At 52.0% G+C, this 26,810-nt stretch carries 31 protein-coding genes and 2 tRNA genes; 14 read left to right on the top strand and 19 right to left on the bottom strand.

Annotation, left to right across the window (positions count from 1 at the left end):
* The first annotated feature begins 428 nt into the window (after nucleotides 1-428).
* Nucleotides 429-1,739, top strand: coding sequence for a class I SAM-dependent RNA methyltransferase (locus GII36_RS02630; RefSeq protein ID WP_260764257.1), 1,311 nt, complete (start codon nucleotides 429-431; stop codon nucleotides 1,737-1,739).
* Between the two features lie 74 nt (nucleotides 1,740-1,813).
* Here GII36_RS02630 and GII36_RS02625 read toward each other — a convergent pair whose 3' ends face one another.
* A complete protein-coding gene (locus GII36_RS02625) occupies nucleotides 1,814-2,302 on the bottom strand; it encodes a hypothetical protein (protein WP_260764253.1) in 489 nt (162 codons plus the stop codon).
* 67 nt (nucleotides 2,303-2,369) lie between these two features.
* Here GII36_RS02625 and GII36_RS02620 point away from each other — a divergent pair, with 67 nt between their 5' ends.
* The 9 genes from GII36_RS02620 (at nucleotide 2,370) to GII36_RS02580 (ending at nucleotide 10,109) form a co-directional block, all read left to right on the top strand.
* Nucleotides 2,370-2,876: a hypothetical protein gene (locus tag GII36_RS02620; RefSeq protein ID WP_260764251.1), complete on the top strand. Its 507-nt coding sequence runs from the start codon at nucleotides 2,370-2,372 to the stop codon at nucleotides 2,874-2,876.
* A 77-nt stretch (nucleotides 2,877-2,953) separates the two neighbouring features.
* Nucleotides 2,954-4,003, top strand: coding sequence for a hypothetical protein (locus GII36_RS02615; RefSeq protein ID WP_260764249.1), 1,050 nt, complete (start codon nucleotides 2,954-2,956; stop codon nucleotides 4,001-4,003).
* A gap of 24 nt (nucleotides 4,004-4,027) precedes the next feature.
* Nucleotides 4,028-7,312 (top strand): ATP-dependent helicase, encoded by a 3,285-nt coding sequence (locus GII36_RS02610; RefSeq protein WP_260764247.1) that lies wholly within the window; start codon nucleotides 4,028-4,030, stop codon nucleotides 7,310-7,312.
* A gap of 381 nt (nucleotides 7,313-7,693) precedes the next feature.
* Entirely contained in the window at nucleotides 7,694-7,849 is a 156-nt protein-coding gene (locus GII36_RS02605) for a hypothetical protein (protein WP_260764245.1), read from the top strand.
* 44 nt (nucleotides 7,850-7,893) lie between these two features.
* Nucleotides 7,894-7,967, top strand: a tRNA-Tyr gene (locus tag GII36_RS02600).
* Nucleotides 7,968-7,982: 15 nt separating this feature from the next.
* Nucleotides 7,983-8,057 (top strand) — tRNA-Phe (locus GII36_RS02595).
* A gap of 247 nt (nucleotides 8,058-8,304) precedes the next feature.
* Nucleotides 8,305-8,529, top strand: coding sequence for a hypothetical protein (locus GII36_RS02590; protein ID WP_260764243.1), 225 nt, complete (start codon nucleotides 8,305-8,307; stop codon nucleotides 8,527-8,529).
* On the top strand, nucleotides 8,526-9,473 hold the full coding sequence (locus GII36_RS02585; RefSeq protein WP_260764369.1) for a tRNA dihydrouridine synthase: 948 nt from the start codon (nucleotides 8,526-8,528) through the stop codon (nucleotides 9,471-9,473). Before GII36_RS02590 ends, GII36_RS02585 begins: the two co-directional genes overlap by 4 nt.
* 18 nt (nucleotides 9,474-9,491) lie before the next feature.
* Nucleotides 9,492-10,109, top strand: a complete 618-nt coding sequence (locus tag GII36_RS02580; protein ID WP_260764241.1) for a type II secretion system protein — start codon at nucleotides 9,492-9,494, stop codon at nucleotides 10,107-10,109.
* On the opposite strand, the gene GII36_RS02575 is transcribed toward GII36_RS02580, so the two are convergent.
* On the bottom strand, nucleotides 10,106-11,047 hold the full coding sequence (locus tag GII36_RS02575; RefSeq protein WP_260764239.1) for a cadmium-containing carbonic anhydrase: 942 nt from the start codon (nucleotides 11,045-11,047) through the stop codon (nucleotides 10,106-10,108). The genes GII36_RS02580 and GII36_RS02575 overlap by 4 nt on opposite strands.
* 94 nt (nucleotides 11,048-11,141) lie before the next feature.
* On the opposite strand from GII36_RS02575, the gene GII36_RS02570 reads away from it, so the two are divergent.
* The 3 genes from GII36_RS02570 to GII36_RS02560 all read left to right on the top strand — a co-directional run bounded on the left by GII36_RS02570 (nucleotide 11,142) and on the right by GII36_RS02560 (nucleotide 12,463).
* Nucleotides 11,142-11,447, top strand: a complete 306-nt coding sequence (locus tag GII36_RS02570; RefSeq protein ID WP_260764238.1) for a hypothetical protein — start codon at nucleotides 11,142-11,144, stop codon at nucleotides 11,445-11,447.
* 81 nt (nucleotides 11,448-11,528) lie between these two features.
* Nucleotides 11,529-12,017, top strand: a complete 489-nt coding sequence (locus GII36_RS02565) for a hypothetical protein (protein ID WP_260764236.1) — start codon at nucleotides 11,529-11,531, stop codon at nucleotides 12,015-12,017.
* 14 nt (nucleotides 12,018-12,031) lie between these two features.
* On the top strand, nucleotides 12,032-12,463 hold the full coding sequence (locus tag GII36_RS02560; protein WP_260764234.1) for a hypothetical protein: 432 nt from the start codon (nucleotides 12,032-12,034) through the stop codon (nucleotides 12,461-12,463).
* Nucleotides 12,464-12,539: 76 nt separating this feature from the next.
* On the opposite strand, the gene atpC is transcribed toward GII36_RS02560, so the two are convergent.
* The 17 genes from atpC to msrA all read right to left on the bottom strand — a co-directional run bounded on the left by atpC (nucleotide 12,540) and on the right by msrA (nucleotide 26,135).
* Entirely contained in the window at nucleotides 12,540-12,962 is a 423-nt protein-coding gene (gene atpC / locus GII36_RS02555; protein WP_260764233.1) for an ATP synthase F1 subunit epsilon, read from the bottom strand.
* 391 nt (nucleotides 12,963-13,353) lie between these two features.
* Nucleotides 13,354-14,745 carry a F0F1 ATP synthase subunit beta gene (gene atpD, locus GII36_RS02550; protein ID WP_260764232.1) on the bottom strand — a complete coding sequence of 464 codons (1,392 nt, stop codon included), beginning with the start codon at nucleotides 14,743-14,745 and terminating at the stop codon, nucleotides 13,354-13,356.
* Nucleotides 14,738-15,016 (bottom strand): hypothetical protein, encoded by a 279-nt coding sequence (locus GII36_RS02545; RefSeq protein ID WP_260764231.1) that lies wholly within the window; start codon nucleotides 15,014-15,016, stop codon nucleotides 14,738-14,740. The genes atpD and GII36_RS02545 overlap by 8 nt, the downstream gene beginning before the upstream one ends.
* Entirely contained in the window at nucleotides 15,009-15,878 is an 870-nt protein-coding gene (gene atpG / locus GII36_RS02540) for an ATP synthase F1 subunit gamma (RefSeq protein WP_260764230.1), read from the bottom strand. Before atpG ends, GII36_RS02545 begins: the two co-directional genes overlap by 8 nt.
* Nucleotides 15,878-16,096, bottom strand: a complete 219-nt coding sequence (locus GII36_RS02535) for a hypothetical protein (protein ID WP_260764229.1) — start codon at nucleotides 16,094-16,096, stop codon at nucleotides 15,878-15,880. Before GII36_RS02535 ends, atpG begins: the two co-directional genes overlap by 1 nt.
* A 3-nt stretch (nucleotides 16,097-16,099) precedes the next feature.
* Nucleotides 16,100-17,641: a F0F1 ATP synthase subunit alpha gene (gene atpA / locus GII36_RS02530; RefSeq protein ID WP_260764228.1), complete on the bottom strand. Its 1,542-nt coding sequence runs from the start codon at nucleotides 17,639-17,641 to the stop codon at nucleotides 16,100-16,102.
* A gap of 9 nt (nucleotides 17,642-17,650) precedes the next feature.
* Nucleotides 17,651-18,034: a F0F1 ATP synthase subunit delta gene (locus GII36_RS02525; protein ID WP_260764227.1), complete on the bottom strand. Its 384-nt coding sequence runs from the start codon at nucleotides 18,032-18,034 to the stop codon at nucleotides 17,651-17,653.
* A gap of 3 nt (nucleotides 18,035-18,037) precedes the next feature.
* On the bottom strand, nucleotides 18,038-18,577 hold the full coding sequence (atpF, locus tag GII36_RS02520; protein WP_260764226.1) for a F0F1 ATP synthase subunit B: 540 nt from the start codon (nucleotides 18,575-18,577) through the stop codon (nucleotides 18,038-18,040).
* A gap of 22 nt (nucleotides 18,578-18,599) precedes the next feature.
* Nucleotides 18,600-18,812 carry an ATP synthase subunit C-like protein gene (locus GII36_RS02515; RefSeq protein ID WP_260764225.1) on the bottom strand — a complete coding sequence of 71 codons (213 nt, stop codon included), beginning with the start codon at nucleotides 18,810-18,812 and terminating at the stop codon, nucleotides 18,600-18,602.
* A gap of 44 nt (nucleotides 18,813-18,856) precedes the next feature.
* Nucleotides 18,857-19,675: a F0F1 ATP synthase subunit A gene (locus GII36_RS02510; RefSeq protein ID WP_260764224.1), complete on the bottom strand. Its 819-nt coding sequence runs from the start codon at nucleotides 19,673-19,675 to the stop codon at nucleotides 18,857-18,859.
* The gene (locus GII36_RS02505; RefSeq protein ID WP_260764223.1) at nucleotides 19,675-19,941 is read right to left on the bottom strand and encodes an AtpZ/AtpI family protein; all 267 of its coding nucleotides are present in this window, start codon (nucleotides 19,939-19,941) and stop codon (nucleotides 19,675-19,677) included. Before GII36_RS02505 ends, GII36_RS02510 begins: the two co-directional genes overlap by 1 nt.
* Nucleotides 19,942-19,985: 44 nt before the next feature.
* The gene (locus GII36_RS02500; protein ID WP_260764220.1) at nucleotides 19,986-20,117 is read right to left on the bottom strand and encodes a hypothetical protein; all 132 of its coding nucleotides are present in this window, start codon (nucleotides 20,115-20,117) and stop codon (nucleotides 19,986-19,988) included.
* A 12-nt stretch (nucleotides 20,118-20,129) separates the two neighbouring features.
* On the bottom strand, nucleotides 20,130-21,998 hold the full coding sequence (locus GII36_RS02495) for an SGNH/GDSL hydrolase family protein (protein ID WP_260764219.1): 1,869 nt from the start codon (nucleotides 21,996-21,998) through the stop codon (nucleotides 20,130-20,132).
* 243 nt (nucleotides 21,999-22,241) lie between these two features.
* Nucleotides 22,242-22,757, bottom strand: coding sequence for a hypothetical protein (locus GII36_RS02490; protein WP_260764218.1), 516 nt, complete (start codon nucleotides 22,755-22,757; stop codon nucleotides 22,242-22,244).
* Between the two features lie 136 nt (nucleotides 22,758-22,893).
* The gene (locus tag GII36_RS02485; RefSeq protein ID WP_260764217.1) at nucleotides 22,894-24,468 is read right to left on the bottom strand and encodes a hypothetical protein; all 1,575 of its coding nucleotides are present in this window, start codon (nucleotides 24,466-24,468) and stop codon (nucleotides 22,894-22,896) included.
* Nucleotides 24,469-24,574: 106 nt separating this feature from the next.
* Nucleotides 24,575-25,462, bottom strand: a complete 888-nt coding sequence (locus tag GII36_RS02480; RefSeq protein WP_260764216.1) for a hypothetical protein — start codon at nucleotides 25,460-25,462, stop codon at nucleotides 24,575-24,577.
* Between the two features lie 151 nt (nucleotides 25,463-25,613).
* Nucleotides 25,614-26,135, bottom strand: a complete 522-nt coding sequence (gene msrA / locus GII36_RS02475) for a peptide-methionine (S)-S-oxide reductase MsrA (RefSeq protein ID WP_260764215.1) — start codon at nucleotides 26,133-26,135, stop codon at nucleotides 25,614-25,616.
* 84 nt (nucleotides 26,136-26,219) lie between these two features.
* Between msrA and GII36_RS02470 the strand changes: the two genes are divergently transcribed.
* Entirely contained in the window at nucleotides 26,220-26,783 is a 564-nt protein-coding gene (locus tag GII36_RS02470; RefSeq protein WP_260764214.1) for a hypothetical protein, read from the top strand.
* Nucleotides 26,784-26,810: the final 27 nt, after the last annotated feature.

Here is a 26,810-nt window from a genome sequence, read left to right as displayed (position 1 = left end):
TACTATCATAGTTTTTATATTTTGTCAATATTATTGTTACGTTTAAAATAAAAATAGCCCCCGTCAATGAGTCAGCGCTGAGGGCTTAGCTACCCGCCTTCAGACGGGTGTATCTGGAAGTGAGCAGTGTGATAGATGGGAGTGAGATTACCGTGGTATTGGCAGTTGAGGTATGGTTACCTTATAGCTACCGAGACTCACTTAAGGCATCGGTAAGGGGTACCGGCAGGGTCACGGAAGCATTGTTGAGCGCTTCTTTGAACTCCGGATTGGAGTTCACAAAGTGCTTCACATTACCTTCTATCTTTTAAATTTACGATAAGGCGCCGTCTTGCTGCGCGTCGTCGGGCACAAAGACTCATTTTATCACTTTATGTACTTATAGGCAATTATATTTCCTCTTAAGCTATAGTGTATAATGAGTAACAATGACCAAGAAAACGCTCAACTCCGTAGAAATCACGCTCAGCCATATCGTAGGTGGAGGCCAGACCATTGGCACACTAGACAGTGGCAAGAAATGCCTGGTATGGGGTGGCTTGCCCGGCGAGAAAGTAGTCGTACAACCCACTAAAGCCAAGTCCTCTTATGTAGAGGGAATCGTCACAGAAGTACTCAATACATCCTCGGAGCGTGTCACACCACGCGATCCAGATAGTTACCTGAGCACCAGCCCGTGGCAGATCATGGATTTTGCATCTGAGGAGCACTACAAATCCGCCCTAATCGAAGAAGCATTCGAGCTTCACGATATCGTGCTGCCGCAGCCTATCACCACCTACAGTGACAGCGTGGAGTACGAGTACCGCAACAAGGTGGAGTACAGCTTTTGGTTCGATACCGCGACAGAGCAGCTTAGTCTGGCTTTTTTCCGGCGGGGCAGCCACGGCAAAATTGCGATCGAAGCCACAAGTCTTGCCTCGCCAGCCATCACTGCAGTGTCACGACAGATACTTGCAGTACTGAACGCCCAGCAAATCGGTGGCCGCGACCTCAAAACACTCCTCATTCGTAGTAATAGGGCGGGGCAGACTGCATGGCAACTTTATGTCAAAAACGAAGATTTTGACGTAGCATCGCTCGTGCCTGCACTCGGCAACCTAGCCCAGTCTGGCGAAATTATCTACTCCAACCCCAAAAGCCCTGCAAGCGTGATCACCAAGCGACTGTACAGTGGCTCGACTATTGTGCTTGACGACACGATTCTCGATGTGCCGTTCCGCTATGCGACAGAAGGCTTTTTCCAGATTAATCTACCAGTTTACGAGCAAGCACTGCGCGACATGGGCGAGTGGGTACCAGATGGCAAACCAGCAGTCGATATGTATAGCGGGGTAGGAACGATCGGCCTCACTATTGGCGGTAACAACGTGACACTTGTGGAAGTCAACGAGCATGCCGTACGCGAGATGGAGCGCAATATTGCCGAACTGGACCGAACCGACAGCGCCAAAGCCGTCTTGGCTGCGAGCGAAAAAGCTCTCGACTATATTACAAGTGATACCACCATCATCGTTGATCCGCCTCGCGCCGGACTGCATGAAGATGTCATCGCAAAACTGCTCGAGGCTGCACCCGATCGTATCATCTACCTCAGCTGTAACCCTGTCACCCAAGCGCGCGACATCGCTCGGCTCGCCGAAGTGTATGGTATTCGCTGGCATCAGGGATATAATTTCTTCCCGCGTACACCACATATCGAGCATTTGGTAATTCTCAACAAGAAACCACAGACGTGAAATTATAGTTCATGACTCATCTCGCACATGACACTCCGCTCGAGAAGAGTCGGCGGGTATTGTGTACATCTAATTTAAGACGTCTTAATCCGTCGATAGGCAAACTTAGCGACAGTGCGCCAGCTACTTGACGCGTCGGTATCAAACTGTTTGATTTCACCGTTTTTGACTTCGTGTACGACCACAAGTGCAGGGTTGTACGGCGCAAGCGTCTTATAATAACGCAGATCGTTTTCGCTCGTAGGCGTGCGACCAGGGTATGTGGCGCGAAACTTCTCAGTCGCGATATCGTCGAAATAGTGCGGCTGACCTTTCGGTGGCACGTACAGCTCCGCGCGCAGCCCCATGCGCGCCACGATTTTCTGGATATCACCAAGCACGTAGTTTGAGCGCCCGTGGATATACACGTACAGCTGTTTTTTCTTCGACAAGAATACGCTGGCCTCGCCAGTATGGCTAATAGGGATCTCTTTGGCGATCATCTGGCGAATCTCAAGATCGATTCCAAACCTATCTTTGGAGATTTGTTCGATAGCTTCGTCGTCGAGTAGCTGGTCGTTCATAGTAGTTACAGTATAGCACTCGAGTAGATATTGCAAAAAGTACTAAAAAATGTAAAAATACCGCACAATGACATTTTTACTTACCAATATTGAGCTAAATCCAGATTTTCCCCATAAAGATATCGGAGATGCATCTGCGGATCTGCTGAGCTTAATGCTGCAGAATAACTCCATTATGACATCAGCACACAATGTAGCGGAACTGTACTATCGGCGCTCACATCACACTATTGGGTTGCTGGCGCACCGCCTCAGTCGAGAAGATGTTACGGCCGGCATGGAACTTGGTGCGATGACGTTTGAAGCTGTATCTGCAATGGTCAGACCGCAACCGCCATCAGTCTCACAAAAAGTCGAGTTTCAAGTATATCGTTCACACTTGCCTCACGGAGGCGTGCTACCTACAATCGATCTTCTTGAACAAGCAAAAGAGGCACTTAAGCATGACTGTCCAAATCTTAGCTATGTTGTAACTGAGGTTGCGTCTCAGCACTCGCCACGACTCGCCGCTCCTGCGCTTCTGGCTGCCGGCATATCGCGCAGTATTGAGCTTGAAGCTTCACCTGCTGCGTAAACTTCTTGCGTTTTTTGTAACACGGGCGTATACTCACACCACCACACAAAAAAAGGAGATGTAAGATGACCGCTCATATGGAAATGTCTTGTGCTTCAAACGATGATTTTGCTACTATGCCCCGCGATGAAAGCGGGGATTTTTTATTGCAGGAATTCGTCAACCCCGTCACAAAAACCGAAACACTTTACGAAGATGAAACCCGGCGTGCGCATATCCTCAAAGAGCGTGTAGAAATGGGCAATGGCACCTACTACGAAGTGACATCCACCCTGGCGAAAGAAAGAACAATCGATCTAGGTATCACCGCAACTGCCGCTTGGCTTACGCACGATAGAGGCTTGAATCAAGACAGAGCTCTGCGCGCAGCTCGGCTCGGAATAGATACTGTATTCATTTCGCCGCAGCAAAATCTTGATAGGCGGGGTCATTTCGGCAAAAGTGTCTGCAATATCATTGAAATATCAGATTATATGCATCGTCGGCACGACAGAGACCCTGATAATCTATGGGTAGATGGCATCTCGCGCGGCAGCATGCATGCCCTAGGCGTGACAGCAAAAGCACCGTTCGTCGATGATAAAAAAGTCTTGGTGGGGGATTATACTGTGCCATGCTTCCCCGAAGGTATTGATCTGAAGCGAGATCTGGTTCAGCTACCAGAGCTAGTTCTCAATGAATTCAGTGCATCGACCGCGTTTCTAAAACTGCCGTTCAATGCTGTCACAAGCTACCCTCGTACGATCGCATTTAGCCCCAAGATGCAGTTTCAACAGCTCAAAGAGGTGCCGACGTTGCTTAGTGGAGCAGTTGGCAATGCTGCCAGACACATGCCCTCGGATACTTTCGGTCATGTCACCAACTATCTCGGAGATATTATGGGACAGGGGAGGCGCTGGGAGCCAATATTCGCCGAATATGACAATATTACCGTGGAAAACTTCAAAGGTGGCGGGCATCTTAGTCTCGCGGCACCTCGTTGCCAAGAAAAATGGGAAGACCGCTTGAAAGCCGTGCATGAAGTAATCGAAAGCGACCCGCGTATTGTCCAACTTGGCAGTTCAGCCCTGTGCGAGGCAGTGCGCTCAACATCCAACACGTTTCGCCACCGCCCCATCGCAGCTTAGAACATCGATGCTATACTAGTAGCAATGGATTTCGACGCCCGCTACAAAAATCTGAATGCCGCACAGAAACAAGCTGTCGATACGATAGACGGGCCTGTGATGGTGGTGGCAGGGCCGGGTACAGGCAAGACCGAGCTACTCAGTATGCGTGCGGCAAATATACTGCGCAAAACAGATGAGCTGCCAGAAAATATCTTGTGCCTTACGTTTACCGAAAGTGGCTCTGTCGCCATGCAGAAGCGTCTGACGAGCATCATCGGCCGTGACGCCTACAACGTGTCGATTTACACTTTCCATGCGTTCGGTACCGAAATCATGAGTCGCTACCGTGAGTATTTCTACCGCGGTGCAGAGTTTCGCCCGGCCGACACACTCTCTGTGCACCGTATCATCACGAGTATCCTAGATACACTGCCGTACAATAATCCACTCACCAGCAAGATGAATGGACAATATACCGCAATCGGTGACATTATCAAGGCAATTTCCGATCTCAAGCGCGCAAGTCTCACAGACGCCGAATTTGCCAAGCTGCTCGATGCGACAGATGAAGCGCTCGAGATTGCAAGCGCTCTGGTCGCAGATGCGTTTACGGACCGTATCAGCAAAGCAACACGCGATAAACTAGCCAATATCATACCCAAGATAGCCGATATAGGTGAAGCCATGCCGCTCGATACGCTCCAGCCTCTATCAGGAATACTGGCAAGTAGCCTCCAGCGGGCACTAGATGACGCCGACGCACATCCAAAGATTACACCACCTCTCACTGCTTGGAAACGTGAATGGATGACGGTTTCCGCCGACAAAAAGCCGATCCTGAAAGCCACCAAATACCAACCCAAGCTGCGTGCGCTAAGCCAGATTTACAGCCAATATCTAGCTATCATGCAAGCGGCCGAACTGATCGATTTCGACGACATGATCATGCAAGTCGTGCATGCCATAGAAGTAAACCCCGAGCTACGCTACGAGCTCCAAGAAAAATACCATTACATCATGGTCGACGAGTTCCAAGACACCAACTTGGCGCAGATGCGTATCTTGCGCAATCTCACCAACAATCCAATCGTCGAAGATTCGCCGAATATCCTCGTGGTAGGTGACGACGACCAGGCCATCTACGGATTTCAGGGTGCCGAAGTAGGTAACATTATCAAGTTTAGCCAGCTCTACCCAACCACTACGCAGATTACGTTACGCGACAACTACCGTAGTGTTGCACCAGTTCTCGCGGCCGCACGCGAAGTGATCGTGCAGGCCAGTGAGCGACTTGAGACAACGATTGCCGGTCTAGACAAAACACTCACACCACATACCGAGACAGATGCCGCTTTTGTAGAGATAGTTGAGCTGGCCACCCCCGATGCAGAGCGCGGTCAGATCGCACATGAGATCAAACAGCTACTTGCTGGTGGTGCGGCACCAGAATCTATCGCCGTGATCGCACGTCAGCACAAAGATCTCGTGGCATTGCTTGGCTACTTGAGCGAGAAAGACATACCTGTCAGCTATGACAGACGCGACAATGTGCTCGACGATGAAGCAGTGCGTCAGCTCGAACACATCGGACTCATAGTAGTAGCACTTGCGCGCGGCGACCATGCGGAGGCTAATGCGCTGCTACCAGAGCTACTGAGTCACCCTGCTTGGCGAGTAGCTCCAGAGACGCTCTGGGAGATTAGCGTCAAAGCCAGTAACACGCATCAAAGCTGGCTAGAAACCATGCGTCACCACGAACACATGCATCCATTCTGGGTGTGGCTCCAGTCATGCGCCAAAGAGTCGGAGCACATGCCGCTAGAGCGTATGGTTGACGTGCTGCTTGGCACGACTAAACTCGAGACAGAGTATGTGTCGCCACTCCGCGACTACTTCTTCCCGGTTGCAGAGTTCGAGCAAGATGCCTCACGCTATATCATGCACCTAGAAAACCTCACTGCTATCCGCGCACGGCTACGCGAGCATGAGATCGACATGACATCACCGCGTCTGGCAGATTTTCTGGGCTTCATCCAGCAAAACCGCGACACCGATACTCACATCACCAGCTTGCGTCACGTCGGACAAGATGCCGATGCCGTTCGGCTGTTATCTGCGCACAGCTCCAAGGGCCTGGAATTTGACCACGTGTTCATCGTCAACGCCACCGATGCTATGTGGGGTGAAAAAGCCCGGGGACGTGCCGACACCATCATGTATCCACCAAATCTCCGCCTCAGTCGCAATGCCGGCAACTACGACGAACGCCTTCGCTTGTTTTATGTTGCTATGACGCGAGCTCGCTACACACTTCGCATCTCGTATGCGCGCGAAAATGACAGCGCCAAGGAAATGCTCCAGGCCGGATTCCTCCTCGACAATTCAATACCAAGCCGAAGTATCGATGACCCGCACGCGCATAGCTCACATCTCGAAGCTGCCACCCAAGCTTGGTATGCGCCGCTCGTATCTATCCCCACGAGCAGTATGCGCGAGTATTTGGCGCCACTGCTTTTTCGTTACAAACTCAGCGCGACACACATCAATACGTTCATCGATGTCTCGCAGGGCGGTCCTCAGACATTTCTGCTTGGTAATCTTTTGCGCTTTCCGCAAAGTCCAAGCCCGTATGCCAATTACGGCACGGCCATCCACGCCACGCTGCAGCGCGCTCACGACTATCTGCGCGCACATAAATCCCCTCAACCAGAAGAAGACATCATCCATGAGTTTGGTAAATCGCTGGAGCGCATGCAGTTTACCGACGAAGAACACGCACTCTACCTGCAAAAGGGAGGTGATGCGCTGCGGACGTTTTTGCGCGCCAAATACGCTACTTTTTCACCAGAGCAACAAGCGGAACTCAATTTTAACCATCAAGACGTCTGGCTCGACGATGTGCACCTGACCGGCAAGCTTGACGTAGTGCAATTTGACCGCGACGCCATGACCGCTACTGTCACTGATTACAAGACGGGTGGTGTACTAACGAGCTGGGACAAAGGAGCCGATTACCAGAAAATGAAGGCACACAAATACCGCCAGCAGCTGCTGTTTTACAAACTTCTCATCGAACACTCGCGCGAATGGCAGCGCTACACTATGGCGCGCGGTGTCTTGCAGTTCGTAGAGCCAAATCCAGCAGGGGAGATTGTAGCACTAGAGCTTACCGATATAGATCCAAGCGAGCTCGAGCGTTTCACGCAGCTCATTCGCGGTGTCTGGCGCCACATCCAAGATCTTAGCTTTCCCGATACATCGGCATACGAGCAATCGATCGAAGGTATCCACCAGTTTGAGCAAGATCTTATCGACGGCAAGATATAGTTTCATCATCACGCGCCGCACTTCCTCTTGACGAAACGTCAAGAAAACAGTACTATGGTGTTCGTGCAGATGTGTGCATAGCGAGTTTTCTAAGAGGTACGCTTCGTGGGCGACTCGCTGTGTACTTTCCTGTCGCATTTTGACAGACAGAGATAGTATTACTGATACACCCAACTGGCACAGCTAGTTTGCCTGGTAAGAAATATGGAGACTTCGGTCCTGTAGTTCTCGCCGAAAGGCAAGTTATACACTTGCGACGTAGGAAAGTGTAACTTGCCTAGACATGTGCTTATACGGAAGCACCGGAGACCCCGGTAACAGGTTCGACCCCTGACATGTCTGCGATGAGCCGACCAGCGGCTCACAGGTGGAAGGTTCGTGATGGACGCAGCAGAAAACGCCGCAAAGAAGGACCCGAGCAAGCGCACCGTCACCGAGCAGCAGCTCGTGGACAAGCACTTGAACCGCCAGTCGGTGAAGAACCTCGACCACAAGGCACATGAGGAAGCCAAGATACACGGAAGCCACTTCTGGTGACTTTCTGGCCCTCGCACAACTTCATCGACCGGCTTCGGCAGCACGGGGCTGTAGCTTAGCGAGTCAGAGCAGTTCTGTAGAGCCTGAACAGGCGCGGGTTCGAGTCCCGTCAGTCCCTCGGTTTCGACTGTAGTGTAGCTTAGCTGATCAAAAGCTCTCCCGCAAAAAGGGAGGATCGTGGGTTTGAACCCCACCACTATGCGCTCCATACAACGGGAGCAAGTCGATTCAAGTATGAAGGAATCCGCAGGGGTTTCTGATTGCGGCGGAAGGGCGACCGCGCCATGTCGTCCCCCGACACTAGGCGCGGTCGTTTGACCGCTTTACCCTCGCGGTGGGTCGAACCCCACATCCCCTCCGGGGATCGGCCCACCGCTTGGATACTCTCTGTCTGCATCTACCAATACCCATATTTGTATATAAATGTGAGTTTTGTTAGATGAAAGGAACAAATTATGTCACGTTTTGATGAACCGGATTTCAATCCACTCGATCGACTCAAACAAGCCGACGACCTAGGTGTCCAGCCAGGCTATCTCAATTTCGCGAGCGACTGGGAAAACCGTGTCGACCCGGACGATTTACCTCCAACAGAGATTGATCTGCGACACGTCGGCGACGAAGCGATCAAGTCGGCGCAGCGCGCGATTGACAATCAGAATAACCGTCACGGACAATAGTGCCTAACTTTTGGGCAAATCTACCAAAACCGTTCTTCGTCTTGGCTCCTATGGAAGCCGTGACTGACGTTGTATTTCGCCATGTCGTGGCCGAAGCAGCTGCACCAGATGTATGGTTTACGGAATTTACCAACGCCACTGGTTGGGCGGCCGCAGGGGATCGGGCAATAGGCGGACGACTCGTCAAGACAGATGACGAACAGCCTATTGTCGCTCAGCTATGGGGAAGTGTCCCCGAAGCGATGGAAAAGTTGGCTGCTCACTGCGTGGAGCTTAGCTACGATGGAATCGATATCAATATGGGTTGCCCAGACAAATCCGCCACCAAAAGCGGGGGAGGCTCAGCCATGATCTGCAATCCAGAAAACGCCGCCGCGATCATCGCTGCCGCCAAGACCAGCGGACTCCCAGTGAGCGTCAAGACACGCCTCGGCTACAGTCGTATAGACGAATGGCGAGGGTGGCTGACACACATCCTGCAGCAAGACATCGTCAACCTCACTATCCACCTGCGCACGAAGAAGGAGATGAGCAAAGTACCGGCCCACTACGAACTTATAGCCGATATCAAGCGGCTGCGCGACGAAATCGCCCCGCAGACGCTCCTGACGATCAACGGTGACATCCGTGACCGTACGCATGGCGAAGAGCTCGTAACTCAGACAGGTGTAGACGGCATGATGATCGGGCGAGGTATTTTCCATAATCCCTATGCGTTTGAGCGGACGGCTAGTTCGCACTCCCGCGACGAACTATTAGGCCTCCTGAGGCTACAGCTCGACCTCTACGACAAATACTCCAGCCAGACAGGCCGCCCCTATGACACGCTCAAACGCTTCTATAAAATCTACGTGCGCGACTTCGAAGGTGCTGCCGAGCTGCGTGACAAACTGATGCATACAAAGACCACCCAAGAAGTACGTAAAATCCTCGCAAATCTCTAAAACTGCTATACTAAGTGTATGCAAAGTAGGGGGCAGGCCGGGTTTACAATCGTTGAGTTATTAATCGTAATCGTGGTAATAGGCATCCTCGCAGCTATCACGATAGTGGCATACAACGGTATTCAGCAACGAGCCAATAATACTGCCAAATACGAAGCCGCCACCAACTACGAAAAATCAATCCAGCTATATGTTACCGAAAACAATATGTATCCTGCTATGGGTGCTGGCAGCGTATGTCTCGGCCAAGGTTATACAATCCGGGGGGCCGATACGGTCGGCTCGTGCGGCGGGTCCGACTATACGACGAAAGAAGACGCCACTTTCAATACAGCCATACGCACGGTCCTCTCACGTATCCCAGAGGGAAATAACAAAGTAGTCACTAAGGAGGGTGGCGTAACGTTCGTCGGCATCACCCTCACGAACTGGTCGGGGTTCACGGTGGATGGACAGCCGAATCCCTATGTGATGCAATTCGTACTCGAAGGCAGCAACCAGGACTGCAAAGTCCCTGGCCTTGTGCAGATGATAGACGGTACCTGGGGTAATTTTACGCCTGCAAGTTCACAAAAAAATACTTTCTATGATGCCATGAGCACAACCTGCGTCGTGGCACTTCCAAACCCTAGTTAGGCTGCGCGCGCTTCTTCTGGTACAGACTGCTCACTACGTACAACAATGCGCATGTTCGGACCACAGAGCGTCAACGCAGTTGCCACGTTGTAATACAACATCGCGATATGAATAGCGCGGGCGTCTTCTGAACTTGCTGCAACACTTGCGGCTGTTTTTTCAAATGCCCACGCATCAACGTTAAAGGCCTGAAGATCATTGCCCAAAACCTTCTGCATATCTTGACGGCTAAGCGTCGTGCTAGGAACTACGTTAATCAATGCGATTTTCTCGTTATGGCTACCCTCGAGATTTTCCATGAGAGTATCTGAGCCAGGCTGGCTCATAGACGCCTCAAATGTCTTACGAATCTTTGCCCCAGTATCAAATTCCGTGTGGCTTTGAGCGTTACTCAGTATGCGAGCATGTGTCGCATTGTCGATCGGCTCACCGTAGATAGCTTCGGCAAGTTCACGAATCTTTTCTCCTTGGTCGGTAATCTTAGTGTAAATCTCTTCAACCCTATCTACGGCACCACAGCCACAATTATCACCCGACGCATGGGTATCTGTATGCCCACCAACATCATGATCTTCACGCTTATGTGTCGAGATAACATGCTGTAAAGTCTCCGCGTGAGAAGCGGGCGCTACTCCTTCTGGACGCGCCAAATCGATTGCGGCTGCAACGCCAAAAGTCCCACCCGCTGCGTTTGGGCCTTCGGTAGCTACCTCTGCGCTTCGCCCGTCGATACATTTACAGACCACAGGCTTCTCGCACACCGCGTATGCTTCCGGCGTACCTTTTACAAACTCTAGCACTGTATCGATCTGCTCTTCTGAACCTTCGATACCACCAGTCGCAGCTTCTCCGACTCGAAAGTCTACATATAGTACATTTGATGGTTTTCTCTCGGTTTCATCATTTGCAGCGTATACCATTGGATCTCCGTCTCGCATTCTTTGTCCTCTATGTGTATGTTATTTGATATATTCCTCTGAATATTGTACGCCCCTGTACGCAGATTTCAACACCTTGTATACTAGAGATATCATGACGGCTAACTCCGAAAACTTTGGCCACCATACTACGTCCGATTTAGACAAAATCTCCGACGGCATACTCGATGCGGCCACACACGACACTCCTGATTATGAGACTCGGCTTGCCGCATTTCGAAACCGCTATCCGGCAATTTACTTTTATCTGATCGCGAATATGCACAATAGAGGCGAAACACTCGCAGAGCGCTCACGACTTTTCCATGGCATACTAGATGTCATCAATCTGCTCGAAACAGTGCGTCAAGTTGAGGAATTGGATCGACTTTCAGACCTGTCAAACGATGAGCAGACATAGACTTTTTATATATTTTATGCTATAATAGTATACGTGCCTGGTGACAATATCTAGGCTGAACACAAGAGTTGAGGAGAGCAAATGTATACCGAACAGGCTACCTGGGACGATGTTCCGCGGCCAGTGCGGTGGACTCTAGTATGGGTGCTCGGCTGTCTTGTAGTGGGCCTTTTGACTCATGCAGACAAAGCCAACGCTACGCCCATTGTCAAAGATCCTGAGTTCACGGTTCACGTGACCTCAGCACAGGAGACCTGCCAAGGCATCGTGTCTGTGCTCGGTCAATACCATGGCAACAGGACGGTCGTGGTCGAGCTACAGCGCAATGGCTCTGACGGTGCATGGGTGCCGGCAGAGTATTGGAGAGGGGCTATAGTGCGGAGCCATGGTTTTGCATTTCATGACACATCTTCCGCAACGCTCAGTAGGCCAGACACGTTCGAAATCGAGCAGTACCAACAGCTCGGCGATCAAGCAGCCTACCGAGTAGTCTACGCCGACTTGTCGACGGGACAGACGGCCGTGCTGGTCGAGGAATTCGAATCGACGCGCAGCAGCCGCTGCGCATGAACGAAAGGAATCTCATGAAGAACGTTTACATCGTTTCGGCCAGCATCGCAGCGGCACTCTCACTCCTGACCGCCTGCGGCAGTTGGGGCGAGAAGCTCGAAGTCGTCAGAACAAGCGAGACCGCTTCGGTGTTCTCGTCGCTCGAACTCAAGAAGCCGAGCTGCAAAGACGATGAAGATGGTCAGCGGTTCTCGATCGTCGGTAAGACAGTCGAGAAAACTGTCGTACAACTACAGAAGGAAGACCGCGATCCAAGCTTGAGAGAGCAGGAGGGAGAACAGGTACTCAAGAACACCTACGAGATTCCGGCTGGCAAAGAATTCACGATCCTTGGCCCGAAGCTATACGACGACAGCTATCGGTTCAACCTTGTGACAGCAAGCCCCACCCCACGCCTCCTTGCAACTCTCAATGTCAAGTTGGCATACTGCTCCACCGAGGAGTAGTGCACCTCGTCACCAGGAAAGCACACAACCCCCGCCGGTTTGCCGGCGAGGGTTGCTTTCTTTTTATAGAAGCAGGTTAGCGACGGTGTCGACGGCGAAGATCGGAGACTTTCAAGCGAACTGCATGGCGGTCTACCAATGCCGAGGCTTTTTCGAGTTCGACTTGATTTTTAGCCTCACCCTGCATCTTGAGCGCACGTTCAAGCGCTGCTTTTGATTCAGCTTCTACGATATCATCGCCGTGGTCAGCCTCGTCGACCAAGACTTTCAGCGATTCCGGCGAAACCTCAACTACACCACCACTGATGGCAAAGTATTCTAGCTTTTCGTCAGTATCGCCCTTGGTATGGCGCACGGCAATTGCACCTGGCACTGCAATGCTTACGAGTGGTTCGTGCCCTGGAAACACGGCAATTTCTCCATCTTTAGTCGGTAGGATTACTTCGTATACGTCGGCATCTACTTTAACGCCTAGGAGAGTGACAAGCTGGAAATTCATATACTCTGATTATACCAGATTACCCCTGTAGGCAAAAAGTTATTGACATCGCCATATTTCGGCGTAAAATACGTATCGAAGCCCATACTCACAGAGTAAAAACTCACCGGAGCCAAGCTGATCCGGCCAACCACCGAAGGAGAGAAAGTGCATTACTTTCTTCATTGTGCAATGGCGTTTGTCACGCAGCTGGTTTGTTGCGCCACGCGCGACGAGACCACCGGGGTAGATCCGATCTCATCGATTGAAGTATTCTACCCGCGTCAATAACCGTCACCTCGCACACTTCTTGAGCACGCCCAATGATGTGCGTGCTCAAGATTTCCCCTGGACAGCACGAAAAGCAAATACCCCGCATATGCGGGGTATTTGTATATTATCCGAGGGTAAACTAGTCTTTTTTCTCGCTCAGCGCGCCTGGCGCCATATAGAACCAGCTCTCCGGCTTGTCGTCATACTTGCCAGCCAAGATATCGGCCGCATCTTTGATTGTGTCCTCAAGCTTAACGTAGACACCCTTGTTGCCAGTGAACTGCTCAGCAACGTGGAACGGCTGTGCAAAGAATCGCTGCAAGCGGCGCGCACGGTTGACCGTCTGCTTCTGCTCGTCAGACAGCTCTTCCATACCGAGGATCGCGATGATGTCCTGCAAGTCTTTGTATTCCTGCAGTACTCGTTGTACTTCGCGAGCAACACGGTAGTGTTCGTCGCCCACGACCTCTGGGTCGAGGCTACCGCTGGTACTGTCAAGCACGTCAACGGCAGGATAAATACCGATTTCGGTCAACGCACGGTTCATCACGATTGTCGCGTCCAGGTGGGCGAACGTGGTGGCTGGCGCTGGGTCGGTAAAGTCGTCGGCAGGGACGTAGACAGCTTGCACAGAGGTAATCGAACCGTTCTTCGTAGAAGTAATTCGCTCTTGGAGTGCACCCATTTCCTGCTGGAGGTTTGGCTGGTAGCCTACCGCAGACGGAAGGCGACCGAGAAGTGCTGACACCTCGGCACCGGCCTGGGTGTAGCGGAAGATATTGTCGACGAACAATAGTACGTCTTTGCCTTCGTCGCGGAAGCTCTCGGCCATCGCGAGGCCAGATAGTGCCACACGCAGACGTGCTCCTGGTGGTTCGTTCATCTGACCGAAGACGAGTGAGGTCTTGTCGAGCACGCCGCTGTCTGCAAGCTCCTCGTAAAGGTCCTTACCTTCGCGAGTACGCTCACCGACACCAGCAAAAACCGAGTTACCTTTGTGGTATTCAGCGATATTGTTGATCAGCTCCTGGATGAGGACGGTTTTACCGACACCCGCACCGGCAAAGAGACCAGCTTTACCGCCTTTAGTGAGTGGGGCAATCAAATCGATCACCTTGATACCTGTTTCGAGGATTTCGGCGGTGTTTGACTGCTCCGTCAAAGCAGGTGGTTGACGGTGAATTGGCGCACGCTTGCCAGTGAGGGCGGGTTTATTGTCGATCGGCTCACCGACGACATTGAACATACGCCCTTGAGTCTCAGCACCAACTGGTACTGAAATAGGTGCGCGTGTCGCAACTGCATCCTGGCCGCGACGAATGCCGTCGGTACTACTGAGGGCAATCGTGCGAACCGTATGCTCGTCGAGGTGTTGTGCAACCTCGAGAGTGATTGTCTTGTCGTTTTGCGCTACATGGAGCGCGTCGTAGATCGCAGGTAGCTTGACGCCATCTGCAAACTCTACATCTACGACCACACCCACAACTTGGGTAATATGGCCGACATCTGTCTTTGTCGCTATCTTAGTCATTATTTTCTCCTTCTCTTAAATCCGCATACTGTTCTGCAAAATCGTATAATTCTTCTTGCTGGCTTTCGGATAATGCGATCCCGGCAAATTGCAAATCTCGACCAGTGCTAACAGAATCATGTCGTATAAATAGATGCTCGTCATCACTATGTGGCTCCGCAAAAATGTTTGCGTTTTCAGCTCTCACATTACCCTCGATGATCGTGCGCAGCTCACCCTCACGATCGTGACCGACCAGGGGAAAACTGTCTTCAAAAAACGGCCTACTCATTTAACGCCTCTACACCACCGCTAATTTCGGCAAGTTCCTGCGTAATCGCTGCCTGACGCGCTTTGTTCATGGCAAGTGTCAGATCATCGATCAAGTCGGTGGCGTTGTCAGTAGCATTTTTCATGGCCATCATGCGCATGATGTACTCACTGGCGCGGGCAGTCAGCAGCGCGTGATACACCTGTGCTTCGATCAGGCGGTAGGTGACTGCCTGCAATACCTCCTCTTGGCTTGGCTCAAACTCGGCTTCGCGGACGTTTTCGCCCACCTCCACCGCTTCGTAACCAGCAGGCAAAATACGCTGCGTGATAGCTTGCTGGTTGACGCTCGAGATATATTCGGTAAATACCACATCCACTGCATCCACATCGCCAGCCTCGAATTTCTCGATTGCCATATCGACGATCGCACGGAGCTGACTACCGGCAGGGTCGTCGGCCAAATCTTGGTAGACCGCCGCCACCTGTGTGTCCTTGAGCTTACTCACAAAGCGACTCGCACGGCGGCCGATAGCGATAGTCTGGTTCTTTACATTGCTCCGATCGTCTTCGATCAACTGCCTAGTGTAGAGCTTGAGCACATTCGCATCGTAGGCGCCGGCCAGACCTTTGTCGGTCGCGACCACGATAAGCAAGCGAGATTTAATTTCGCGTACTTCATACAGCGGATGACGATCGGTCACACCTTGGTTAGCTAGGTGCGTCAAAATCTCGTTGGCCGTGCGAGTGTAGGGTGCGGATGCGGCTTCAGCCTCTTGTGCTTTGCGCATCTTGCTCGCAGCCACAAGCTGCATAGCCTTCGTAATCTGCTTAGTGCTTTTGACCGAACGGATACGGGTTTTGAGGGCGCGGGTGCTAGGCATTATAGATACCCCTCCTGTCGTGTCTGCTCGGCAGATCGAGACGGCACCATGTTGACAAGCGGGCCTATAAGACCTCCTGCAGCAAGCTGCATGCAGGCTGCGATACGCGCATCGCGTCGCTCAACTGCCTCTGGCAGTGATACTTCGAGCGTATCGCGAGGCATAGGACGCTTAGATTCTGGCATTCGCCCCTCTCGACCTAGAGGATTTATTGGCATAGTTTAATCCTCAAATCCCTTCGCTACAGTCGTCGCGGTTTTCAGGATCAGCTTAGCAAACTTGCTATCACCAGAGATTTTTTCGTCACCTTTGGTGAGTTCCTGCATGTCCTTTTTGTGGTCGGTCCACAGGCGAGTGAGCAGGGCGGTCTGCACTTCTTTGATTTTCGCCACTGGTACTTTGTCGAATGCACCTTCAGACACAGCGTAAATACTGGCCGTTTGCTCCCACACGCTCGCAGGCTGATATTGATGCTGCTTGAGCAGCTCGGTCAGGCGTTGACCTTTTTCGATCTGATTCTTGGTTGCTTCGTCGAGGTCGCTACCAAACTGCGCAAATGACGCGAGCTCGCGGAACTGTGAAAGACCAAGTTTGAGGTGCGAACCGACTGATTTGACTGATTTCGTCTGGGCGTCACCACCAACTCGCGAAACCGAGAGACCTGCCGAGATTGCTGGGCGAATACCTTGGTTAAACAAGTCCGTCTCGAGGAAAATCTGACCATCGGTAATCGAGATGACGTTGGTCGGCACGTACGCGCTGATGTCACCAGCCTGTGTCTCAATAATAGGCAGCGCAGTCAGGCTACCTGCACCGAGTTCGTCGGTGAGTTTGGCTGAGCGCTCGAGCAGACGAGAGTGTAGATAGAACACGTCACCAGGGAACGCCTCGCGTCCTGGTGGGCGACGGAGCAAGAGTGACATCTGGCGATATGCCACGGCGTGCTTAGTCAGATCATCGTAGATAATCAGCGCGTGCTCTTTGTTGTCACGGAAGTATTCGCCCATAGCCGTTGCTGCATACGGCGCAAGGTACAGGAGTGACGCAGGGTCGCTTGGACCGGTCGCGACGATGATCGTCTGATCCATCACGCCTTCTTCTTTAAGACGTTCAACAAGTCGCGCGATTTTACTAAGCTTTTGACCAATCGCGACATACACATTAATCACACCGGTCTTTTGGCGACCTTGGTTGATCATGGTGTCGATAGCAATAGCCGTCTTGCCCGTCTGACGGTCACCGATAATCAGCTCGCGCTGACCACGACCGATAGGGAACATGGCGTCAATCGACATGATACCGGTCATCATTGGTTCGTGGACGTGTTTACGGCCAATAACACCGATTGCTTCGCGCTCTACGAGTCCGCGCTGCTTTGTTTTGATCGCTGGACCACCGTCAAGTGGGTTTCCGAGTGGGTCGACCACACGACCGAGAAGTTCTGGGCCGACAGGCACGTCGAGGACAGTGCCCTTGAGAGTGACTTTTGCGCCAGCTTGCACTGATTCGTCGCTACCCAGTAGCACCGCACCTATTTCATCTTCGTTGAGGTTCAACGCGAATGCTTCGACGGTTTCGCCGTCTGCACCTTCGATCAAAAGTACTTCGCTGTAACCAGCGCTACGCAGGCCATGCACCCAGGCCACACCATCACCAACACGGGTGACGATGCCGACCGTTTCAAGATCACCGGAGACGTCGAGTTTAGCAATCGCGTCGCGGAGATCCTGGGAAAGTTCTGTAACTGATAATTCTGTTGCCATTCTTGTCTCCTATATCTTGCTTGCTTTCAATTGGTTGAGTCGTGTACGCAGAGTTGCATCAAGCTGCTGACCGGCCGTTTCGACACGGACACCAGCGATCACACTAGGGTCGGTAGCTTCTCGGAAGGCGACTTTCTTTGCGTTCATGCTGACGATCAAGAATTTCTCGATTGCGGCGCGTGATTCGCTGCTTAGGCCGTTAGCGCTTGTCAAATCTGCCACGACGACACCGCGAGCCGCTAGAGCAGATTCGGTGTCGCGGACGATCAAATCGGTCTCGTCCACGCGACGTTCAGTCACAAGATACGCGGCGATATTGCCGGTAATATCCCGGCCTTTTAACAGCTCCTCTGCCCATAGCTCGGCGATTTTACGACGACTCAGTTTTGCCATGGTCTAGCGAGCCTCCTTGACGGCCGCGTCGATAACCTTGCGGTCTAACTTGGCATCTGCCAAGTTACCAACGACTTTTTCGGTCGCCAGTGCCACCAGATCGATCGTATCGTTATGAAGCGCCTTGCGGGCGGCGATTACGTCTTTTTCGATGGTATCGTGTGCATCGGCCACGATTTTCTCGGCACGAGCCTTTGCCTTCGCGTCGCTGGCCTCTACCATGGCTACCGCTTCATCTTTGGCAGTTGCGACGATTTCTTTGGCTTCTTTGCGGGCTTCTTTCAAAAGATTCTGAATGTCTTCCTGTGCAGATTCGGCCTTTTTCTCGGCTTCTTCGGCTGCTTTGACACTTTCTTCGATCTTGGCCTGGCGCTCATCGACAGACTTCATGAGCCACGGGTAGACCCATTTGCCCAGGGCCCACACCAAGATGATAAACGCGACGATCTGCAACACTAGTAGCTCCCAGTGAATACCAAGCGTCGAGAATATATCCTGATTTGCACCAGTCTCCGCAGCAGCGAATTGTGTTAATAGTTCCATATGATCACCTCGAATCTACGGCTTATAGGAATTTCGCAATGATAGCGACAATGATACCGATGATAGCGAGTGAGTCGGCGAACACAATCGCGGTAATCATAAGTGTGCGGATCTCGCTTAGTTTCTCTGGATTGCGACCAAGTGCGTTGAGCGCGCCGCCGCCAATGATACCGATACCGATTGCAGCACCCAAGGCAGGGAGGGCGTAGGCGAGACCGAATGCTAGTTGTTCCATATTAGTTGTAACTCCTTTTAATTATTACCTAAATTATACCATTGTCATTCCAGCTGTGCAGCCGTTTTGGACGTATCAGCAGATGAATGATCAAGAGAAGTGGTATTGGTGGAGTGGCCATCTGAATGTTCGTGACTAACCGCCAGTGAAGTGAAGATGAGCGTGAGGATAAAGAACACATACGCCTGGATGAATCCGATGAACAGCTCGAATGCCATGAAGAAGGGGAGCGTCACGCTAGCTGCATAGCTAGTAAGTGCCGCGATGACGATAAGCAACACTTCGCCCGCAAACGCGTTGCCAAAAAGTCGAAGCGCAAGCGCTGTACCGCGCGACAACTCGCCGATAAGTTCCAGAATACCTTCAAACGCACCCACGAAATCTTTGAAAGGATTGCGAAAATAGCGAGCGCCATTGCCAAACACACCGAGATATTTGACGGCGTAAATCTGCACAGTAATAATAGTGATGATTGCCAGAGCCAGGGTGAAGTTGAGATCGGCCGTGAGACTACGCAAAAGTGGTACGCCGTTGACTTTGATCGATTCTAGACCCGGTAATACGCTGAGCCAGTAATTGATAAGGACGACAAAGAAGATAGTACATGCGAGCGGTGTGATTTTGCGTGCCAGCTTCTTGTCTGGGATGACCGCGTCGATCTGCGCCAACAGGCCCTCGAACACCCACTGCACGAGCCCGGTGAAACGATTGTACTGTCCCTTGCGGACTTTGCCCGCCACGTACCAGAGTATGAGCACGACGATAGCGCTGCCGACAATACCGTTGACAAGGGCGTTGGTGACAGGGAAGCTGCCGATGTAGAAAATCGGCTCGGCAGCGATACTGATATGTAAATCTTGCATTATTTAGATACGTCTTTTCTAAGTTGATTACGGACGAGCAAACCAGCCACGACAACTCCGACGGCGAGACCTATGACAGTCAGCCATGGCTTGCTGTCGAAACTGTGGTCACCCCAGATACCAAGCGCCGTACCACCGATAACCGGCACAAACATGCGCCAGGTGGTATCACCAGCGATGCCGAGCAATAAAATAACCGTCGAGGCATCTGCATTCTTCGGCGGCGGTGTTGGTGAATCACCCGATTTGTCTGATGAGGTGCTCATCTATGCTATAGCATAGCAGAAAAGCATCAGCGCCACAACAGCCACTATTTCGTAATAATCGCTCCGATTGGCTCGACTTTTATCTGGAGATTTTGCATCTTTTGACGTAAATCAGCCTGCGCCTTTATCAGCCTATCATTTGCTTCTTGTATTTTTGGGTCAAGTTTTACTGTCATAGTCTTCTCCATTTATTCACTATAAAGTTTCATGTGTGCAATATTTGCCGCAATATGACCCCCATACAGGCGATAGCCAGCCCAGTTTGGATGTACACCATCATGACCTATTAGCTTCGTCTGTGGATCAGCGCCTTGTGCAGCCTCGGTGCCAGTACCAGTCCAAAGGGGTTGATCTGGGTTGTATACATCGATATAACCGATGCCTTGCGGGTGGCTACTAATAGCCTGTATGAGCCCCTGACGATTAAGATCATGTACGTTGCCCGCAGTTGGGTTGTTGAGAGGTTCCGGTGTAACCGCGACGATTGAAATTGCAGGATCCCATGCATTCAATGCACCGTAGCCCTCGAGTGCTCGAGCTTTCATACCAGCCATACCACCAGAGAGCTCGCCATCGTTGATCGTGCCATTGACAATCAGTGCAGCAATTTTACCCGTACCGAATGCTTGAATAGCAGCTAGACGGCTGGCCGAGAAGAAACGTGAGGAGTTATTCGGCCCCATCGCATCGGACGCATTACCGGTAGCATTGTTGAAATACCCTGTACCTCCCTGGCCTAGTCGAATCACGGCAAACCCTGTCGCCTCTAAGATTGCATCTACAGTACCGCCGACCGAATATGTTTGTGCGCTACCAGAATTATATGCAGTCGAGCCATCGACATACGAGTCGCCCGTAATAGCAATCATTGGTCGATCTGGAGTACGATTCACTATAGCATTTGGCTCATGTACGATCTGATAGAAATAAATGTACGGCGCGAGCACGCGGATGCGCCGAGTCTCATACGACGCGAAACGGATATTGCGAAATACAATACCATTATGATTCCCCGCCATAGGGAAGGCCTTGAGTCTTGTCATTTGACCCTGGTTCTCCACATATATCTGGGTGTCGAAATATCCGAATGCCGCAAACATCAGTGCCAGCTTGTCTCCTGTAAACTCAAACTCAAAATCGAAACATGATCCCACCGTACGACCGTTTGGCATGTTCGTACAGCCCGCGGCAGGATTAGTGGAGTTGTTGGCGACTAGTTTCATCGCTTGGGTGTTAATGCGATTTGAATTCCAGAGTGTGCCAGTGATACCACCATAATTACTCGTGTCGAGATTATCGTTATCGTAACTATCCTGCACAATTTCAGAGACCGGAAAAGTCCCAATGATAGGATCAAACAAACTACCCAGTGTTGCTGTAGCTTGCTGTGCCAATGGAGGCTGCCAGGTGGCGTTGCCAGCTGAGTCAGATGTAAGAATTTTTCCAGCTGCAGGCGATCCGCCTGTAAGTTTGAGTGCTGGAGCAGTGACTGCGCCAGAAAATGTCGCTAGTTCGTTTTGGTCGATAGAAAACGCACTTGTAGTAGCGGTAAACGAGGAAAAGACAGAAAAAGAGCCGCCAGTTGGTCCAACATATCTCAGTACCATACTGCCTACACTTGGATCGCTTGCGAACTGTACGCTAGGCTGGGTACCAGGCCCACCATCTATAGCTATACCCGGATATGGACCACCTCCCAATATAAGACGTGAATTCATGGTGGAATCAACTGTATTATCGAGCACAAATACTTTTGCTCGTACAACATCTTGAAATGTCTTGTCACCGTCAACCGTTTGGTCGCCACTTAGGAGAAGTGCATTTGGTGGATTATTCAGTTTAGTCTGTACAGGTTCGGCGAGTTGTGTCTCACCTACAGAGCCATCTTTGAGCGTGCCATCTTGTTTATGGGCCTGAAGCAAGTACCCATTAAGTATGTCACCCCATACTCCGCTGTCACTGCCCGCAATCGGTAGTCGAGCCACTTTATCATTCCTCTTATGCTGTATATGCTGATTGTACAAAAAACCATAGTAGTGCACAATAGGCATATCCATGCCACGCAAAAATCGTACAAAATCTCACTCCGTTTATGACTATAATGGCCTTCCTGCGCGCAAGAAACGCTTCGCGACCAAACGACAGGCAGAGGCTGCCACTATAGAACAAAGGTTGCTCAAACCAGATTTGCAACTATACGTATACAAAGATATTGATGGCGGATGGTATCTTACGAGCAAACGAACAAACCCCCGCAGCCATGTAGACTACGGGGCGGTTCGTCGATTGCAACTCCTGTGTTAGCGAGGAGTGTCGAGCCTGAGCACGCGCCACGAGCGCGGACTCACATCAACTTCCTTCGGATCGACCTGTGACTTCGTGTCGAACCGGAACTGCTCGCGCGAGATCACGACCTGATATCGCTGCCCGTGCGCAGCTTGCTTGAGCGTCTCTTGGAGCATGACGGGAACACCACACGCAGTCAGTAGTTCGCTCATGAGCTGGGGCCCAGAACCGTTGAACCCGAGACGCGCTGAGCGCAAGTACATCACCGCCTGCTCACGCGAGCCGGTGGCATAAACCACTGCACCATGCGCGCCTTCCGGTAAATCGTAGAAGCACTCGATCCGAGATACGACACCACCATCAGTCCTGCTTGCAACAGCCAGTAGCTGCTGCTCCAGTCGCCTGGAGTCATCGGTCATCGCATTGAGGATCGGCGGTTCAGCAACCGCATTTTGCAGCGTATGCATACCGTCGCCAATCTCGGCAGGAGACTTGAACTCCGAGAACACTTCATCTACGGATAGGAGCATCTTCACACTTTCTACTTGAGTTGTCGCGTATCGACAAACCTAATGTATATTATACCATAAAATGCAAACAGCCTCGACCGCGCTACTCTGGGTGAGTAGACGCAGCCGAGGCCGAGTGACTATGAAGTTGTGCAGATCACTCCGACGAACTCCCCGAGTCGGAGCCCATGCCAGAATCGGAGTTATCCGAATCCGACGAGCTGGAGGCATCCGACGACGAGTCGTCCGAACCGGAATCCGAACCACCGTCGGCCGTGTCACCCTGGGATGAGACGTCCGAAGTAGCTGGAGCAGGTGATTCGAGCTGGCTGCTCGAATCGTCCACCACCGGCTGTTCGGGCGCCGCGTACACGGGCTCCTGAGCCGCAGGGGAGACAGGCTCCTCCACAACCACCGGAGCGGGTGAGGAATCGGGGTTCGAGACAGGCTCGACTTCCGACTCGGCAGGCGCAGGCATGTCGTCGACCCGAGTGAGCGTCGACGCGTCGGCCGGAGCCTCTGCGCCGGTTGCCACGGCCGAGGGAACTGTCACGCTCCATGCCGGAACCGGACTCGTGCGATAGGTGGGTAGGTCACCCTGCTGCACCTTCACGAGCTCGATTCCGGCGTTGTCTTCCGTAAGCGGAGTGATCGGCGCCCACGTGTTGTTAAACACGTCGAGCTGATCCTTCTGCTCGCCGCTGAGCTGAATCGCACCGCCAGACAGTTTGCTCAGCACGAATTCGGCAGCGAGTGTGATGGGATGGTGTACATCCTCATACACATACACCGTCATTTTGCCGTCGACCGACTTGTAGATTGTCGGCGTGCCGAGCTCGTCCAGATTATTGTAACTCTGGCTTGTGAGCGACGAGTGAATTAGGTGACCCGCCAGGATGACAGCCACCGAACCCACCGGATTGAGCGGATTGAACAGTGAGCCGGCGACAGAGTCTCCGACAATCACATGCTCCTCCGACGGCACGTCACCGAGCTTGCTCGGATCATCGACACCCGTCGTGAACCCAACGAGTCCCGCGAGCTGGGGCAGAAACGGATACTGATCCGCCTGTGTTGCAAGTCCCCAGGGGCTGCCAGGCGACGAGACGAACACGATCAGATCGTCTTCGTTCAAGTAACCCTTCTCGATGGCGATCACCGCAGCATCATAAAGCGCCTTGTCACCTTGGGAGTAGCCTGCGAGGATGATCGATTTCCGACCACCCTCTGGCGCCTGCTCGTTGAGCTGGCGCAACGCCTCCACGAGGTTGTCACGCGCGATGGCAGATGACTCGGCATAGCTGGGTGCGAGGAGAAAAAATTCTCCTGACCGCCCCGCGATGAACGGGCCAGCCGACTCCGGGTATTCGAGTCGATACGCCTCACGATTCCCGAAGATACCGAGGCTACGAGCGATGAAGTTGGTGTCATCTGTGCCAGGTATGCCAATCACCATGGAGTCCGGTCGACCCGGATACCAGTTCTTGGTGTTGTCGGACTGCGTGACGTCGGTCAAGTTGTCGACCTGTGCCGACGCCAAAGCCGGAGCGATGGGCGCCAGACCAGCGCAGACGACGCAACCGGCGACAACGGTGCTACGAACAAACTTGCGAGCCATGAGAGGCTCCTTCCTGTGGATGTAAACTTCATGTACTCCCGCAGCGGTCGCCGCAAGGAGGTAGTCACTACCCGTTTTATCTGTGACAAGCACAGATAAACAGATCTTGATCATTATAGCATAAAATCATTGAAAAATCAATATCAATGCTCTGTCAAAACGTACGTAAAAGAAGAAGCCCCGCTCCGACGCATGGTCGGAGCGGGGTAGACAGGCAGAATCAGGCGGCGTCGAGCAAGGCTGCGACACGCTCCTGACGAGCATTACCCCGACGGGCACGCTCGAGCTGTCGCACAATCTCCTTCCGGCTACGAAACAGCGTAGCCGGCCCCTCGCCAGGTACGGTACGCGGTGCGATAAGCTCCGCAAACCACTCCGGACAAAGAGGGATGACCTGCGTGAACGGGTGAGTCTCGTACAACACCACCCGATGTACGTCGCCATACATGTAGTCACACAGTATCGCTAGCTCATCCATGTGATCCGCTTTGCTGTGGATCTTGAAGAAGCCGATAAGGCCGCTGAGAGCCCCGAACGGATTCTTGAGCACTGACTCGACAGCGGTGATTGGATCGCCCAAGATAGCCACGCTGTAGATGCGGCCGCCCTGAGCTTTCATCTCATCACGGTAGCCGTTGAGCTCCACGCCAAATCGCCGCACCACATTGCGCACCACACGACTACTAGACATCCACGGCTTGAGCGCCGTAGGCCAACCTCGCGGATCGGCCAGCAGCAGTAGCGTCACACCAGTCATATCGTGATCTCGACAGACATGCCGAGTGAACGCGTTACCTGCGGCCTCTGCACCCTGCGAATAGCCGACGAGTAACCGCCAGCCAGACGTACGCCCCAGCCACGAACGCGCACGCGCCATGGCCCAGAAACACGATGCAGAGTAGCCTAGAGATGCCCGCCGACCATGTTCGTCCTCTGGACGAATGATCGGCGCGATACTTGCCATGTAGACGAGCCATTCGATCGTACCAAGCGCAAGTGGTGCAATCCACTGCGCAAGTGTCTGGCCGCGCCCATCACTAGTGCCGCCTACGCCAGCGACACGGTCAGCCTGGATACGCTGTGCTCTTACAAACTCAGCGAAGTTCATGTAGACTCCTTTGTCGTTGGCGGATTTCTGATTCTGCCAAATTGTTCACTTTCCAGACGGTTGCCCAGAGAGTCGATTTGGCATACCGATGTAGGCAGTCAAACTACGTAGTTTATAGCATATACTAGGATATAATTCAATGCTAAGCGTCTTACCTGAAATATTGCTTATACGCCGCACGCGCCTTCACGATCTTTGGCTCGATCACGACAGAACAGTAGCCGTTCTGCGGATTATTGTTGAAGTAATCTTGATGCTCCGGCTCTGCTTCGTAGAAATGGTCGAGAGGAGAAAGCTCGGTGACGATAGCATCATCCCAGTGCTGAGTAGCACGCGTTATTGCTGCTTCAAACGCCGCTTTTTGTTCTTCATCAGCATAAAACATAGCCGAACGATACTGCGGCCCATGGTCCGCACCTTGTTGATTCGGTGTGGTGGGGTTATGAATCAAAAAGAAAAGATCGAGTAGTACCTCCGCAGGTAGTATCGACTCATCAAATGTCACCTGCACACTTTCGGCATGATGCGTTTTGCCCGTTGCCACTACATAGTATGATGCAGTGGCGCTACTACCACCCGCATAGCCACAGACGGACTTGCTCACGCCCTCGAGCCTGCGGAACACTGCATCGAGACACCAAAAACATCCACCAGCTAGTACGTATGTTGTCATATATTCAGTATACACCCGAATACTACTTGAATTCACGCTGAAACAGGCGTACCATATGAGCAACATTAGTATGTGGAGGTGACTATGGAAACAGTAACATCAATCGAACAGCAGTTAGTGAAAATCAATAAAGATCTGCCCAAGCTGCCAAAAGGTCTGACCAAATGGCTCGCGGAGTATGCATGGCTACTCACACTGATCGGTGTCGTCCTTTCAGTACTGACACTGCTCGCTTTTGTGCCTCTCCTCCTCACGGTGTTTGGTGTGCTGTCTGTCGCAAATCTCAGCCTTGGACTCGCTGGCTATCCTAACACCTATGGCTCGGATGCACTCGGATGGTTCAGTATCATCGTATCTATCGTCAGTTCACTCATCGTGTTATACCTCGAAGCTACTGCGATCACCCCGCTAAAGGCTAAGCAATATCGGGGCTGGCAACTACTTTTTTGTGCAAGTCTCATCTCACTTGCGCTGACAATTGTATCCGACATTATCACTATGCAAGTCGGCAGCATCATTATGTCGCTTGTATTTTCTGCAATCGGATTCTATATCTTGTTTCAACTGCGACCTTATTTCGCATCAGCAGAAACTAAGACAGCAGACAAAAAGCCTGCATTCAAAGCGAGTAAAACCGCTATTAAATAGTTCATCTGCGTCTCAAAAAACCGAGTC

Origin of the sequence: Candidatus Mycosynbacter amalyticus (assembly GCF_025273655.1) — a bacterium.
Lineage (GTDB): Bacteria > Patescibacteriota > Saccharimonadia > Saccharimonadales > Saccharimonadaceae > Mycosynbacter > Mycosynbacter amalyticus.
Note: the sequence above shows the minus strand (reverse complement) of the source record. Positions and strands in the feature narration are given on the sequence as shown.

Bases quoted from the DNA above. Each gene is read 5' to 3' on its own strand.
- GII36_RS02615 (WP_260764249.1), top strand. From the start codon at position 2,954: ATGGAAATGTCTTGTGCTTCAAACGATGATTTTGCTACTATGCCCCGC.
- GII36_RS02580 (WP_260764241.1), top strand. From the start codon at position 9,492: ATGCAAAGTAGGGGGCAGGCCGGGTTTACAATCGTTGAGTTATTAATC.
- GII36_RS02535 (WP_260764229.1), bottom strand. From the start codon at position 16,096: ATGCCAATAAATCCTCTAGGTCGAGAGGGGCGAATGCCAGAATCTAAG.
- GII36_RS02575 (WP_260764239.1), bottom strand. From the start codon at position 11,047: ATGCGAGACGGAGATCCAATGGTATACGCTGCAAATGATGAAACCGAG.
- GII36_RS02525 (WP_260764227.1), bottom strand. From the start codon at position 18,034: ATGGCAAAACTGAGTCGTCGTAAAATCGCCGAGCTATGGGCAGAGGAG.
- atpG (WP_260764230.1), bottom strand. From the start codon at position 15,878: ATGCCTAGCACCCGCGCCCTCAAAACCCGTATCCGTTCGGTCAAAAGC.
- GII36_RS02565 (WP_260764236.1), top strand. From the start codon at position 11,529: ATGTATACCGAACAGGCTACCTGGGACGATGTTCCGCGGCCAGTGCGG.
- GII36_RS02630 (WP_260764257.1), top strand. From the start codon at position 429: ATGACCAAGAAAACGCTCAACTCCGTAGAAATCACGCTCAGCCATATC.
- GII36_RS02510 (WP_260764224.1), bottom strand. From the start codon at position 19,675: ATGCAAGATTTACATATCAGTATCGCTGCCGAGCCGATTTTCTACATC.
- atpC (WP_260764233.1), bottom strand. From the start codon at position 12,962: ATGAATTTCCAGCTTGTCACTCTCCTAGGCGTTAAAGTAGATGCCGAC.
- GII36_RS02545 (WP_260764231.1), bottom strand. From the start codon at position 15,016: ATGAGTAGGCCGTTTTTTGAAGACAGTTTTCCCCTGGTCGGTCACGAT.
- GII36_RS02515 (WP_260764225.1), bottom strand. From the start codon at position 18,812: ATGGAACAACTAGCATTCGGTCTCGCCTACGCCCTCCCTGCCTTGGGT.
- GII36_RS02625 (WP_260764253.1), bottom strand. From the start codon at position 2,302: ATGAACGACCAGCTACTCGACGACGAAGCTATCGAACAAATCTCCAAA.
- GII36_RS02490 (WP_260764218.1), bottom strand. From the start codon at position 22,757: ATGCTCCTATCCGTAGATGAAGTGTTCTCGGAGTTCAAGTCTCCTGCC.
- GII36_RS02505 (WP_260764223.1), bottom strand. From the start codon at position 19,941: ATGAGCACCTCATCAGACAAATCGGGTGATTCACCAACACCGCCGCCG.
- GII36_RS02470 (WP_260764214.1), top strand. From the start codon at position 26,220: ATGGAAACAGTAACATCAATCGAACAGCAGTTAGTGAAAATCAATAAA.
- GII36_RS02485 (WP_260764217.1), bottom strand. From the start codon at position 24,468: ATGATCAAGATCTGTTTATCTGTGCTTGTCACAGATAAAACGGGTAGT.
- GII36_RS02480 (WP_260764216.1), bottom strand. From the start codon at position 25,462: ATGAACTTCGCTGAGTTTGTAAGAGCACAGCGTATCCAGGCTGACCGT.
- atpF (WP_260764226.1), bottom strand. From the start codon at position 18,577: ATGGAACTATTAACACAATTCGCTGCTGCGGAGACTGGTGCAAATCAG.
- GII36_RS02500 (WP_260764220.1), bottom strand. From the start codon at position 20,117: ATGACAGTAAAACTTGACCCAAAAATACAAGAAGCAAATGATAGGCTG.
- GII36_RS02495 (WP_260764219.1), bottom strand. From the start codon at position 21,998: ATGGATATGCCTATTGTGCACTACTATGGTTTTTTGTACAATCAGCAT.
- atpD (WP_260764232.1), bottom strand. From the start codon at position 14,745: ATGACTAAGATAGCGACAAAGACAGATGTCGGCCATATTACCCAAGTT.
- GII36_RS02570 (WP_260764238.1), top strand. From the start codon at position 11,142: ATGACGGCTAACTCCGAAAACTTTGGCCACCATACTACGTCCGATTTA.
- GII36_RS02605 (WP_260764245.1), top strand. From the start codon at position 7,694: ATGGACGCAGCAGAAAACGCCGCAAAGAAGGACCCGAGCAAGCGCACC.
- GII36_RS02610 (WP_260764247.1), top strand. From the start codon at position 4,028: ATGGATTTCGACGCCCGCTACAAAAATCTGAATGCCGCACAGAAACAA.
- msrA (WP_260764215.1), bottom strand. From the start codon at position 26,135: ATGACAACATACGTACTAGCTGGTGGATGTTTTTGGTGTCTCGATGCA.
- atpA (WP_260764228.1), bottom strand. From the start codon at position 17,641: ATGGCAACAGAATTATCAGTTACAGAACTTTCCCAGGATCTCCGCGAC.
- GII36_RS02560 (WP_260764234.1), top strand. From the start codon at position 12,032: ATGAAGAACGTTTACATCGTTTCGGCCAGCATCGCAGCGGCACTCTCA.
- GII36_RS02590 (WP_260764243.1), top strand. From the start codon at position 8,305: ATGTCACGTTTTGATGAACCGGATTTCAATCCACTCGATCGACTCAAA.
- GII36_RS02620 (WP_260764251.1), top strand. From the start codon at position 2,370: ATGACATTTTTACTTACCAATATTGAGCTAAATCCAGATTTTCCCCAT.